The organism is Pimelobacter simplex, from assembly GCF_024662235.1.
Taxonomy (GTDB): Bacteria; Actinomycetota; Actinomycetes; order Propionibacteriales; family Nocardioidaceae; genus Nocardioides.
Genome location: NZ_CP096276.1, coordinates 149,250 through 161,659 on the forward strand (window position 1 = coordinate 149,250; position 12,410 = coordinate 161,659).

General features: G+C 72.5%; 12 protein-coding genes. 8 read left to right on the forward strand and 4 right to left on the reverse strand.

The window, feature by feature from the left end; genetic code table 11:
• The first annotated feature begins 174 nt into the window (after positions 1–174).
• From tsaB to M0M48_RS00790, 5 genes are all read left to right on the forward strand, one after another.
• On the forward strand, positions 175–834 hold the full coding sequence (gene tsaB, locus M0M48_RS00770) for a tRNA (adenosine(37)-N6)-threonylcarbamoyltransferase complex dimerization subunit type 1 TsaB (RefSeq protein WP_215813105.1): 660 nt from the start codon (positions 175–177) through the stop codon (positions 832–834).
• Positions 831–1,298: a ribosomal protein S18-alanine N-acetyltransferase gene (gene rimI / locus M0M48_RS00775; protein ID WP_257754012.1), complete on the forward strand. Its 468-nt coding sequence runs from the start codon at positions 831–833 to the stop codon at positions 1,296–1,298. Before tsaB ends, rimI begins: the two co-directional genes overlap by 4 nt.
• Entirely contained in the window at positions 1,295–2,356 is a 1,062-nt protein-coding gene (tsaD, locus tag M0M48_RS00780) for a tRNA (adenosine(37)-N6)-threonylcarbamoyltransferase complex transferase subunit TsaD (RefSeq protein WP_257754013.1), read from the forward strand. Before rimI ends, tsaD begins: the two co-directional genes overlap by 4 nt.
• 4 nt (positions 2,357–2,360) lie before the next feature.
• Positions 2,361–3,245 carry an oxygenase MpaB family protein gene (locus M0M48_RS00785; RefSeq protein ID WP_257754014.1) on the forward strand — a complete coding sequence of 295 codons (885 nt, stop codon included), beginning with the start codon at positions 2,361–2,363 and terminating at the stop codon, positions 3,243–3,245.
• Between the two features lie 62 nt (positions 3,246–3,307).
• On the forward strand, positions 3,308–4,873 hold the full coding sequence (locus tag M0M48_RS00790) for a hypothetical protein (protein ID WP_257754015.1): 1,566 nt from the start codon (positions 3,308–3,310) through the stop codon (positions 4,871–4,873).
• 12 nt (positions 4,874–4,885) lie between these two features.
• On the opposite strand, the gene M0M48_RS00795 is transcribed toward M0M48_RS00790, so the two are convergent.
• Together M0M48_RS00795 and M0M48_RS00800 are read right to left on the reverse strand one after the other, a co-directional pair.
• Positions 4,886–6,061 carry a class I SAM-dependent methyltransferase gene (locus M0M48_RS00795; protein ID WP_257754016.1) on the reverse strand — a complete coding sequence of 392 codons (1,176 nt, stop codon included), beginning with the start codon at positions 6,059–6,061 and terminating at the stop codon, positions 4,886–4,888.
• 12 nt (positions 6,062–6,073) lie between these two features.
• Complete coding sequence (locus tag M0M48_RS00800) at positions 6,074–8,212, reverse strand: MMPL family transporter (protein WP_257754017.1); 2,139 nt, start codon at positions 8,210–8,212, stop codon at positions 6,074–6,076.
• A 226-nt stretch (positions 8,213–8,438) separates the two neighbouring features.
• Here M0M48_RS00800 and groES point away from each other — a divergent pair, with 226 nt between their 5' ends.
• Positions 8,439–8,732, forward strand: coding sequence for a co-chaperone GroES (gene groES / locus M0M48_RS00805; RefSeq protein ID WP_028653828.1), 294 nt, complete (start codon positions 8,439–8,441; stop codon positions 8,730–8,732).
• A gap of 92 nt (positions 8,733–8,824) precedes the next feature.
• Positions 8,825–10,450 carry a chaperonin GroEL gene (gene groL, locus M0M48_RS00810; RefSeq protein ID WP_215813100.1) on the forward strand — a complete coding sequence of 542 codons (1,626 nt, stop codon included), beginning with the start codon at positions 8,825–8,827 and terminating at the stop codon, positions 10,448–10,450.
• Between the two features lie 65 nt (positions 10,451–10,515).
• Here groL and M0M48_RS00815 read toward each other — a convergent pair whose 3' ends face one another.
• Both M0M48_RS00815 and M0M48_RS00820 read right to left on the reverse strand, forming a co-directional pair.
• Positions 10,516–11,094, reverse strand: coding sequence for a hypothetical protein (locus M0M48_RS00815; RefSeq protein ID WP_257754018.1), 579 nt, complete (start codon positions 11,092–11,094; stop codon positions 10,516–10,518).
• Positions 11,095–11,098: 4 nt separating this feature from the next.
• Positions 11,099–11,401, reverse strand: a complete 303-nt coding sequence (locus M0M48_RS00820) for a YciI family protein (RefSeq protein ID WP_257754019.1) — start codon at positions 11,399–11,401, stop codon at positions 11,099–11,101.
• Between the two features lie 90 nt (positions 11,402–11,491).
• On the opposite strand from M0M48_RS00820, the gene M0M48_RS00825 reads away from it, so the two are divergent.
• The gene (locus tag M0M48_RS00825) at positions 11,492–12,361 is read left to right on the forward strand and encodes a GNAT family N-acetyltransferase (RefSeq protein WP_215813097.1); all 870 of its coding nucleotides are present in this window, start codon (positions 11,492–11,494) and stop codon (positions 12,359–12,361) included.
• Positions 12,362–12,410: the final 49 nt, after the last annotated feature.

Consider the following 12,410-nt stretch of genomic DNA (forward strand, 5'->3'; position numbering starts at 1 on the left):
GCGCCTGCTGCGCGGTGTTTGCGACTCGATCGGGCGGCCCGCGAGTGACGAGGTCGCAAACTCGACGGGCTCTGTCGTCGATGTGACCCGCCTTCGCTGCTCCGCCTTGCCCGATCGGCCGCAAACACCGCTCGCGACGGCGCGGACTTGGGAGACAAGCCCTAGGCTCGGTGCGTGCTGCTCGCGTTCGACACCGCCTCCCCGACGGTCACCGTCGCCCTTCACGACGGCACGGACGTCGTCGCCGAGGCGACGGCCACCAGCAGCATGCGCCACGGGGAGCAGCTCGCGCCGCTCATCGCCCAGGTGCTCGCCGAGGTGGGCGCGAGCCCGGACGACCTGACCGGCATCGCCGTCGGCGTCGGCCCCGGCCCGTTCACCGGGCTGCGGGTCGGGCTGGTCACCGCGCGGACCATGGCGCACGTGCTCGACGTCCCCGTGCACGGGGTCTGCTCGCTCGACCCGCTCGCGCTCGAGGCGGTCGAGACCGGCGCCGTGGACGGCGACTTCCTGGTCGCGACGGACGCCCGGCGCAAGGAGGTCTACCTCGCGTCGTACGACGCCGGGGCGGTGCGCCAGGACGAGCCGGTCGTCGATCGGCCGGCCGCCCTCGCCAGCGACCGCCCGGTCGTGGGGGAGGGCGCGACCCTCTACCCCGAGGCGTTCCCGGAGTCCCGTGGGCCGCAGCGGCCCAGCGCCGCCTGGCTCGCGCGCGGTGTCGTGGCCGGCCGGTTCGCCGTCCTGGCGCCGGAGCCGCTCTACCTGCGCCGTCCCGACGCCGAGATCCCGCGGGCGCCCAAGGCGGTCCTCGCCGACGAGCCGTCGCCGCGGTGAACATCGGCCCGGCCGGCGTCGACGACATCGCGGAGATCGCCGCGCTGGAGGCGGAGGCCTTCCCCCTCGACCCGTGGTCGCCGAACCTGCTGCGCGAGGCCGTCGGCGGTCTGGTGCCGACCATGGCGCTGCTCGTCGCCCGCTCGTCCGCGGACGGCGGCGCTGCGAATTTCGCGGGCTACGCGGTGGTGAGCGTCGTCGACGTCGACGCGGAGCTCCAGCGGATCGCCGTCCCGGAGGAGCGGCGGCGCTCCGGCGTGGCGGGCGCCCTCCTCGCCGCCACCCACGCGGTGGCCGGCGAGCGCGGCGCGACCCGGCTGCTGCTGGAGGTCCGCGAGGACAACATCATCGCCCGCACCTTCTACGAGCGGCACGGCTTCGCCGAGCTCGGACGCCGCCCCCGCTACTACCGCGACGGGACCACCGCACTGGTGCTCAGCACACCCGTCACAATGGACCCATGACCCGCGACGAACCCCTGGTCCTCGGCATCGAGACCTCGTGCGACGAGACCGGCGTCGGGATCGTCCGCGGTCACACGCTCCTCGCCGACGCGGTCGCCAGCAGCGTCGAGCAGCACGCACGCTTCGGCGGCGTCGTCCCCGAGGTCGCCAGCCGGGCGCACCTGGAGGCGATGGTCCCCACCATCCAGCGCGCGTGCGACACCGCCGGCATCACGCTGCGCGACGTCGACGCGATCGCGGTCACCCACGGTCCCGGCCTCGCCGGTGCGCTGCTCGTCGGCGTCGCCTCGGCCAAGGCGCTCGCACTCTCGCTCGGCAAGCCGATCTACGGCGTCAACCACCTCGCCGCCCACGTCGCCGTCGACCAGCTCGAGCACGGACCGCTGCCCGAGCCGTCGCTCGCCCTGCTCGTCTCGGGTGGCCACTCCAGTCTGCTCCGCGTCACCGACATCACCGGGTACGACGGCGGCGTCGACCCGCTCGGCGCCACCATCGACGACGCGGCCGGTGAGGCCTTCGACAAGGTCGCCCGCCTGCTCGGCCTGCCCTTCCCGGGCGGCCCCCACATCGACAAGGCGGCCCGCGAGGGCAACCAGGTCGCGATCGACTTCCCGCGCGGGCTGACCAGCCGGCGCGACCTGGAGCGGCACCGCTTCGACTTCTCGTTCTCCGGGCTCAAGACCGCGGTCGCCCGCTGGGTCGAGGCCCGCGAGCGCTCCGGCGAACCGGTCCCGGTGGCCGACGTGGCGGCGTCCTTCCAGGAGGCGGTCTGCGACGTCCTGGTCCGCAAGGCGCTCGACGCCGCGAGCGCCGAAGGCATCGAGGACCTCATGATCGGTGGCGGAGTCGCAGCCAACTCCCGGCTGCGGGTGCTCGCCGAGGAGCGCGCGAGCAAGCTCGGCATCCGGGTCCGGGTGCCACGCCCCGGCCTGTGCACCGACAACGGCGCGATGGTCGCCGCGCTCGGCGCCACCATGGTCGAGCGCGGTCGGACGCCGTCCCCGCTGGACCTCCCGGCCGATTCGAGCCTCCCGGTGACCGAGGTCCTGGCAGGCTGAGGCGATGGACGCGGCGCGGGTCGACGACGGGTACTTCCCCGAGGGCTCGATGCTGCGCTTCGTCCAGTCCCACCGCGCGGTCGGGCAGACCTACGGCCAGCGCGCGCTCATCATCGGCGCCACCCACCCCGTGCCCTACGTCGGCACCTCGCAGTCGACGCTCGCCAAGGAGCGGCCCTTCGAGCGCCTGGCCCGCACTGCGCTGGCCTTCGAGACGGTCTTCTTCGCCCCGCGCGCCGAGGTCGACCGGCTGCTCGCCGCCGTGCACGACCTGCACACCCGGGTGCGCGGCGAGCTCACCCAGGACGAGGGCGAGTTCTCCCGCGGGACGCCCTACGACGCCTTCGACCCCGAGCTCATGCTCTGGACGATGGCCATGCTCGCCGACTCCTCCCGGGTCGCCTTCGAGACCCTCGTGCGCCCGCTCAGCGCGACCGAGAAGGACGACCTCTGGGCCGACTGGGTGCGCTTCGGCGAGCTCTTCGGCATGCCCCGCTCGGTGGCGCCCGAGACCGCGGCGGCCTTCGAGCAGTGGATGCGCGACTGGTACACCTCCGGCCGGATGCACCTCACCGCCGAGGCCCGCGCCGTGGGCCGCGCGATCGCCCGCGACATGCCCGTCCCGCTCGTCGCCCGCCCCGGCGTCACGGTGACCAACCTGCTCGTCGTCGGCATGCTCCCGCCCGAGGTACGCCGCCTCTACGGCCTGCCCTGGACGCCGGCCCACGCCGTCGCGTGGCGCGGGGCCACGACCTTCGCGCGGACCTCGCGGCACGTCGTACCGGACCGGGTGCGGCGGGGCGACAACGCCGACCTGCACAAGACCGTGATCCGCAGCGAGCGGGCGGTGCTGGCCCGCGGCGGGCGCACGATGGACCTGCCCGGCTGAGGCCGGACCTGTCCCAGGTCTATCGTCGCTCAGACATATCAGGTGTCGAGAGGGTGCGGGCGATGGATGCATGGAAGCCGACGCGGCGGCAGGTTGTCGGCGGAGCCGCCGGGCTGGCGGCGTACGCGGTCGCGAGCACGGTCACTGCGCCTCGCGCATCGGCGGCGTTGCTGCTGCCCGGCAACGACTTCGTAGCGTCCTACGAAGCGGCCTGGCAGGCGGTCGACACGACCGTCCACGACAACGAGGCCGGCCAGCTGGCGTGGGGGACGTCGTACGTCCTGCTCTCGCTGGTGCGGATGTACCAGGCGACGGGCAACGCGCTCTACCTCGACCGGTTCGTCGAGCAGGCGGATGCTGTGTGGGCCAAGACCGACGAGGCGCGCGGCGTCGTCGACTGGCAGGGACGCTCCGGGCCGGTGTGGCGCACGGGTGCCGACTACACCACGGCCGCGGCCGTCGTCGCCGCTGCCGACGGCACGGCCTTGTTCGAGATTCGGAGTGCCAACGCCGGTGCCACCACGGCGACGGTTACCGTCGCGGCCGTGAGCGGCGGCTCGTTCAACCTGACCCTCACCCATCCGGGCCTCGCGCCCAGCTCGGTGACGCTGAGCGGCGTCTCCCTTGATCCGGCGAGCGCCAACAGCATCGAGACCAAGGTGGCCGACGTCTACCACTACCCGGTCTCGGGCGACCTGTCGAAGGTGTTCTGGACCGTGAAGCGGCTGGGGGGCAGCACCGACGCGGTGCCCGCGGCCGGCACGACCGCGCTCAGCCGTCGCTACTGCGCGCTGTCCGGGCACACCGGGTTGATCGGCTACCCGATCGCGCTCTTCGCCCGGCTGGTCCTCGAAGGGAACCTGACCTCTGCGCACGGGGCGCCGCTCAAGCCCGTCGCCCTCGACTACCTGGCGCGGATCCGTCGTGCGGTGGCCTTCCACGACCCCGAGTGGCGCTTCGTCACCCTGACCAATGGCCACGTCGGCGGTGACTACGTGGCGCCCTACGGTGCCCCGGTCCCGCACGACGGCCTCATCCAGCCGCTGAACCTCAGCCACGCGATGGGCCAGCTGCTCGTCGAGCTCTACCGGATCGACCGGACGGCGGCACTCCGGCCCCGCATCAACGCGATGGTCCGTACGTTCCGGGTGTGCGCGACCGAGGTCGGCACGGCCTGGAAGTGGACCTACTGGCCGACGCACAGCGAGCTCTACAGCGGTTACGCCGCCGTCTCCGGCCGTTCCGAGTACACCCCGGCCTACGGCTTCGCCAGGCAGGTCGAGGACATCAGCCACGCTGCGATCTCTGTCGAGTTCCTCACCGCGGCCGCGCGGGCAGGCGCCGAGGCCGGGACCGCCGACACCTCCCGGCTGGTCGCGACCTACCTCAACCACGTCAAGGCCGGCACCAGCACCGCCTACTACCGCGTCAACGGCACCGAGGCGGCGACGGCGTCGCAGGCCGCCCAGGCCGGTCGGTGGCTCAGCCTCGCCCAGTGGGGCTCGACGATCGTCGGGCACGTCGAGGCGGTCTACCGGGCGTCGTCGCTCTCGCCCACCTCCTCGAGCCACCTACCGGGCATCGCATACGTCGCCTGGGCGCGCAACCAGGGGTGGCTGCGCGACTGACCCGCTGGTCGGTCAGAACGGCTCGACCAGCAGCGCCGTGCCCTCGCCCGCGACCCGGGTCAGCACGATCGTCGCCTCGGCGTCGCCCTGGAGCGCGAGGCGCTTGCGCAGCGCCTCCGGTACGACGTCCACGCCGCGCTTCTTGATGGTCAGCCGCCCGATCCCGCGCTCGCGCAGCGCGGCCTTGAGCTGCTTCTCGCGGTAGGGCAGCTCCTCGACCACGCGGTAGGCCCGCGCGAACGGCGTCCGGTACGACGCCTCCGCGGTGACGTAGGCGATCTTCGGGTCGATGAGCGCGCCCCCGACGCCCGCGGCGACCGCCGTGACCAGACCCGCCCGGATCACCGCGCCGTCGGGCTCGTAGAGGAAGGCACCCACCGGCGCGACCCCGACCGCGTCGGCGCCGGGGTCGTCCTCGTCGGTGATCGTGGCGAGGCCGCCGGTGCCGATCACGGTGGCGCGCCGTCGTACGGTCGCGGTGCGGCCGGCCCACAGCGCGGCCTCCTTGACCTCACCCTCGTCGCTGACCCACTCGGCCTCGACGCCGTCGGGCACGAGCGTGTGGGGGATGCCGGGGGCGACCTTGACGCACGCATCGCGCGCCAGCAGCGTCTCGACCCACGACCACGGCGGCGTCCAGTCGTCGACCCGGAAGCTGCGCCCCGCGCCCGTACGACGGGCCGGGTCGGCGTAGGCGAGGTCGAAGCCGCGGTGGTCGATCTCGGTGGCATCGGCCACCTGGACCGCGCCGGGCAGGCCGAGCGCGGCGAGGTTGGCCTCGGCGACCGCGACCCGGACCGGGTCGAGGTCGACGCCCGCGCAGACCATCCCGGCCCGGGCGGCGGCGAGCAGGTCGCCGCCGATGCCGCAGCCGAGGTCGATCAGGGTGCGGGCGCCGAACGCGGCCGCGCGCCCGGCCCGGTGCTGGGCGACCCGGAGCCGGGTCGCCTGCTCCAGGGCGTCGGGGGTGAAGTACATCCGCGCGGCCAGGTCGCCGAACTTGGCGTGCGCGCGGGCGCGCAGGTCGACCTGGGTCAGCGCAGTCGCGGCCCGCTCCGGCGTCGTCGTACGACGCAGGGCGGAGCCGGCCGCCAGGGCGGTGGCCCCGGAGTCGACCAGGGCGGTGGCCTCGGTGAGCAGGGCCTGGCCCTCGTCGGTCAGCAGCCACCGGAAGTCGTCGAGGTCCACCCCCTGATCCTGTCAGGCGGTCGGGACGAGCTCCTTCTCCGGCTCCTCGTCGCCGTCGGTCCTGGCCTCGTCGCCGTGGCCGGGCCACCAGGCGGCGTGGCCGATGAGGGCGGTGATCGCCGGGGTGAAGAACATCGACATCACGAACGCCGCCATGCAGATGCCGAACGCGATCGCGAAGCCCATCGAGGTCAGCAGGGAGTTGCCCGCGAGCATGAGGGAGGCGAACGTCCCGGCCAGGATCACGCCGGCCGCGGCGATCGTCGGCCCGCTGTGGTGGATCGCCTTGGCGGCCGCCTCGCGGGGGGTGAGTCCTTCCCGTGCCTCTTCACGCAGCCGGGCGACCATGAGGATGTTGTAGTCGGTGCCGAGCGCCACGACGAACAGGTAGATGTAGATCGGCAGCATGAAGATCAGGCCCTGCTCGCCGCCGATGAACTGGAAGACGATCGTCGTCGCGCCCAGGGTCGCGGCGAAGCCCAGTCCGACCGAGACCATCAGGTACCACGGTGCGACCAGGGAGCGCAGCAGCAGCGCGAGGATCAGCAGGATGATGCCGGCGGCGACGGGGAAGACCACCTTGTAGTCCCGGTTCATCGCGGCCTGGAAGTCGACGAAGATGCCGGTCAGACCGCCGACGTAGGTGGTCGCACCGTCGGGGGTGGCCTTCTCGGCGGCGGGGCGCAGCCCGTCGCGCAGGTCGGCCAGAGCCGCGTCGGAGGCAGGGTCGTCCTGGAGCGTGGTCATGAAGATCGCGGTCTTGCCGTCGGCCGAGGGGAGCGGGTCCGCGACGGAGGCGACGCCGCGCGCCTTGCCGAGCGCCTCCTTGAAGGCCGGGAAGGTCGCCGGGTCGAGCGCCTGGTCCGAGTGCAGGACGACGGGCGCCGGCTGCGTGGCGCCGGCCGAGAAGCCGCCGTCCTCGAGCGCCTTGGAGGCCTTGGCCGACTCGACGGTGGAGGACGAGCTGGACGAGCCGATGTCGAAGGTCGGGGTGAAACTGAGCGCGAAGACCGAGAGGACCGCGAGCACGCCGCCGGACACCAGGGCGAAGCGGACCGGCTTGCGGCCCACGGCAGCGCCGATCTTCTCGAAGCGGGCACCCGGCGAGGGCACCTTCCACTTCTTCGAGGGCCAGAAGAAGGCGCCGCCGACGACCGTGGCGAGGGCCGGGATGAGCGTCAGGGCCGCGACGACCGAGACCCCGACCGCGATCGCGAGCGACGGCCCGATCGAGCGGAACATGCCGAGGGTCGAGAGCAGCAGCGCGAGGAAGGCCACGATCACGGCGCCGCCTGCCGAGGCGATCGCCTCGCCGGCGCGTTCGATGGCATGGGCGACCGCGGCCCGGTGGTTCTCGCCGTCCCGCAGCCGCTCGCGGTAGCGGAAGACGAAGAACAGGATGTAGTCCGTGCCGACGCCGAAGAGGACGACGATCAGGATGACGCTGGTCGAGGGGTCCTTCTGCAGGCCGAACGCCTTGGCCGCGATGTCGATGAGTCCGTTGGTCATCGGCATGAGGAAGAAGATCACCGAGAGGATCGGCAGCAGCGTGATGATGACGCTGCGGAAGATGATGCCCAGCAGGACGACGATGAGGACCAGCGTGGCGAGGCCGACGATGGCCTCGGCGTTGCTGCCGGACTGGATCTGGTCGTAGCTCTGCGGCAGCGACCCGGTGGTCTGGGCGCGCAGCCCGGTGCCGTCCGTCGCGTCCTTGAGCTCGCTGCGCAGGTCCTTGACCTGGTCGAGCTCCTTCTCGTCCTGCCCGGTCACGCCCTCGGCGAGCGACAGGTTGGAGATCGCGACCTCGTTGGTGGGGGAGGCGATGGGCGGCGACGCCGCGGTGAAGACCTTGGGCAGGTCGAGCCCGGTCATGATCTCGCCGATCTTGGTCAGGTCGGCAGGGGCGAGCTTCGCGCCGTCGGTGCGGTCGAAGACGACGGTCGCGCCCGAGTCGGTCTGGTCCGGGAACGCGTCGGCCATCAGCGAGGCGGCCTTGATGGAGTCGTAGGAGTCGGGGAGGAAGTCCGCCTGGTCCGTGGTCGCCTCCACCTTGGGATGGAACATGACGATCAGGACGGTCACCACCAGCCACGCGGCGATGACGTACCAGGGGCGACGGGACACGAGACGGCCGAGGGCACCGAACATACGGAGAACGCTGCCGGTGCCGCCGTGTCGCGGTCAACCGACTTTGGTAGGGAGCGGCGCTTCGCGGGGAGGGGTGCGGGCCCGGGCCTGGCACTCCCTTGCGGAGAGTGCTAGTTTCGTCATTGGCACACTCGAACCGAGAGTGCCAACGCAGGTCGGGGTCCTTCCCGGCCTTGCCCCAAAGAGTCAGCAGCACCCGTCAGCTCAGAAAGTGGAGGTCGACATCGTGTCGGTCAACATCAAGCCGCTCGAGGACCGGATCGTCGTCAAGCCTCTCGAGGCGGAGCAGACCACCGCCTCTGGCCTGGTCATCCCTGACACGGCCAAGGAGAAGCCCCAGGAGGGCGAGGTCCTCGCGATCGGTCCCGGCCGCATCGACGACAACGGCAACCGCGTCCCGCTCGACGTCGCCGTGGGTGACAAGGTCATCTACAGCAAGTACGGCGGCACCGAGGTCAAGTACGCCGGCCAGGAGTACCTCATCCTCTCGGCCCGCGACGTCCTCGCGGTTCTGGCCTGATCCGAGCTTCACGCCGCCCGGGACGTCCCGCACCGCCTGCCGGTGCGAGCGGCGTCCCGGGCGTTCGGCTTTCCACACCCAAGGAGTAAGCAGTGCCCAAGATCCTGGAGTTCGACGAGCACGCCCGTCGCGCGCTCGAGCGGGGCGTCGACGCCCTCGCCAACACCGTCAAGGTGACGCTCGGCCCCAAGGGCCGCTACGTCGTCCTCGACAAGAAGTGGGGCGCGCCGACCATCACCAACGACGGTGTGACCGTCGCGCGTGACGTCGAGCTCGACGACCCGTTCGAGAACCTCGGTGCCCAGCTCACCAAGGAGGTCGCGACCAAGACCAACGACGTCGCCGGTGACGGTACGACGACCGCGACCGTGCTCGCCCAGGCGCTGGTCCACGAGGGCCTGCGCGCGGTCGCGGCCGGCGTGAACCCGATGGGCCTCAAGCGGGGCATGGACGCCGCCGCCGGCGCCGTCGGCGACGCGCTCAAGGCCGCCGCCCGCGAGGTCGAGGACGCCAAGGACATCGCCTCCGTGGCGACCGTCTCCTCGCGTGACAGCCACATCGGCGAGCTCCTCGCCGAGGCCTTCGGCAAGGTCGGCAAGGACGGCGTGATCACGGTCGAGGAGTCCAACACCCCCTCGACCGAGCTCGAGTTCACCGAGGGCATGCAGTTCGACAAGGGCTACATCTCGGCCTACTTCGTCACCGACGCCGAGCGCCAGGAAGCCGTGCTCGACGACCCCTACATCCTCATCCACCAGGGCAAGATCTCGGCGATCGCCGACCTGCTGCCCCTGCTGGAGAAGGTCATCCAGGCCGGCAAGCCGCTCTTCATCCTCTCCGAGGACGTCGAGGGCGAGGCGCTGTCGACGCTGGTCGTCAACAAGATCCGCGGCACCTTCAACGCCGTCGCCGTCAAGGCCCCGGCCTTCGGTGACCGCCGCAAGGCGATGCTCCAGGACATCGCGGTCCTCACCGGCGGCCAGGTCATCTCGCCCGAGGTCGGCCTCAAGCTCGACCAGGTCGGTCTCGACGTGCTGGGCCAGGCCCGCCGCATCGTGGTCACCAAGGACAACACCACGATCATCGACGGTGCCGGCGACGACACCGAGGTGGCGGGTCGCGTCGAGCAGATCAAGAAGGAGATCGAGGTCTCCGACTCCGACTGGGACACCGAGAAGCTCCAGGAGCGGCTGGCCAAGCTCTCCGGCGGCGTCGTGGTGATCAAGGTCGGCGCGCACACCGAGGTCGAGCTCAAGGAGAAGAAGCACCGGATCGAGGACGCCGTCTCCGCGACGCGCGCCGCGATCGAGGAGGGCATCGTCCCCGGCGGTGGCTCGGCGATCATCCACGCCGCGGCGGCGCTCGAGGGCGACCTCGGCCTGACCGGTGACGAGGCGTTCGGTGTCCGCATCGTCCGCAAGGCCGTCGACGAGCCGCTGCGCTGGATCGCCGAGAACGGCGGCGAGAACGGCTACGTCGTCACCAACAAGGTGCGCGAGCTCGGTGTCGGCAACGGCTACAACGCCGCCACCGGCGAGTTCGGCGACCTCGTCGCCCAGGGCGTCATCGACCCGGTCAAGGTGACCCGGTCGGCCCTGGCCAACGCGGTCTCCGTCGCGGGCATGCTGCTGACGACCGAGGTCCTGGTCGTCGACAAGCCCGAGGAGGAGGAGCCCGAGGCGGCCGGTCACGGCCACGGTCACGGGCACGGCCACTGAGGCCCACCTGCACCACCTCGGAGGCCCGGCTCGTTGCGACGAGCCGGGTCTCCGGCTTTTTGGGCCTAGTGCACCGGGCCGCGGCGTACCCAGTCGCTGAACCGGTGCCGCTTCGGGAAGCGGTCCTGGGCGCGGCCGAAGTCGGGCCAGGCCTCCAGACCGACCCGGACCCGGGCCGGCTGCCCGGTCGCGGCCGGGTTCTCCCGCAGGCAGCGGCGGGGGACCGTGAACGTCACCCGCTGCCGGTCGACGTCGAAGTCGACCCGGCCCTGGCAGCGCAGCGGACCGGTGCCGCGCGGCCCGCCGCCGGGGCCGGCGAGCCAGCCGGGCACGCTGTGCACCGCGAAGCTCTCGACCTCGCCGATCACCACGGCGACGTACTCGGGGCCGGGGCGGCTCGGGACCGTGTCGAGGTACCAGTGGTAGTTGTGCGCGAGCTCGCCGGCGTTGACCCGCAGCCGGACGTTGTAGAGCCCGTGGTCGACCCGGACGGTGCGGATCGCGTCGGGGTTCTCGGCCGCCTTGTCGGCGAACTTGCGGACCTCGGCGCCCGCCGGCGCCGGCGCGGTGGCCGGGACGGCGAGGGTGAGCGCGAGGGCGCCGGTGAGCGCCGCGCCGAGCGTCGTACGGATGGGGCGGCGCACCGGATCAGTCCTCGCGTCCGCGCAGGAAGCGCACCCGCATCGGGCGCAGCTCGGGGGTCATCAGGCCGCCGGCGACGGCCGGGTCGGCGAGCATGACCGCGCGGGCGGCGTCCTCGTCGTCGGCCTCGAAGACGGTGATCCCGGTGTTGGTCTCGCCGAGCGTCGGCCCGGCCAGCACCAGCACGCCCTGGTCGAGCAGGGCGGCGAGGTAGTCGGCGTGCGCGTGCATGAGCGCCGCCTCGTCCTCGGTGATGGTGGCGACGAACCCCGTGCGGGGCGGGTGCAGCAGGTAGACCCAGCTCGGCATGGCTCTCACCCTCGCACGGCGACCGGAGCATGTCATCAGCCGAAATCTGGGGGATCCCCTTCCGACACATCTCTCCGGCATAGTGGGCACATGCTCTGGAGAGTCCGTGCCGGACTGCCCGATCGCCCCGGCGCCCTGGCCCAGCTGGCCGCGGCGTGCGGCCGCGCGGGCGTCAACATCCAGACCGTCCAGGTCTTCCCGGACGCGGCGAGCGTCACCGACGAGCTCGTCCTGCAGGTCCCCGAGGGCTGGACGAGTGCCGAGCTGCACGCGCTCATCGACAAGGCCGGCGGGGTCACGGTCTCCGCCGTCCCCGCGACCGCGGCCGCGCTCGAGGACCAGCCGACCCGGTACGTCGAGGCGGTCCGCTCGATCATCGCCCAGCCGGCCACCTTCCCCGAGGTCGCCGCCCACCTCTTCGACGCCGCGGTCGCGCCCAGCACCGGCACCGAGGACGTGCTCGAGATGGCGGTGGGGGAGTCCACCACCATCCAGATCCGCCGCGAGCCGCCGTTCACCCCCACCGAGCGGGCCCGGGCGGCCGCCCTGGCCGGGCTGGTCGGCCAGGTGCTCGACGCCCAGGTGCCGCCCGCGCCCCAGCAGCCCGGCGCCGCCGAGCCCGACTACGTCACCGTCGACACGACCGTCTCCGCGCTCTCCGGCGGGCTCGTCGCGGGCCGCGCCGAGGTGACCGCGCACGACACGGCCGACACCCCCTGGCCGGTCGACCTCTGGGTCGATCCGGCGTGGCAGCGGCGTGGGGTCGGGACCCGGCTGCTCGCCGACATCGCCCGCGCGGCGCGCGACCAGGGGGCCGAGGAGATCGTGCTGACCGCGCCCTCCGACAGCCAGGCGGTGCTCCCGATGGTGCTCGCCGCGGGCATGCGCGGACGGATCCGGATGGCGGGGGAGTCGCTCACCGTCCGGATCGCGCTCAACGACCTGCGCCGCTCGCGCTGACCTCCCCGGCGTAGCACGTCACCGGCCTGCCGGTGACGGGGGTCCGACC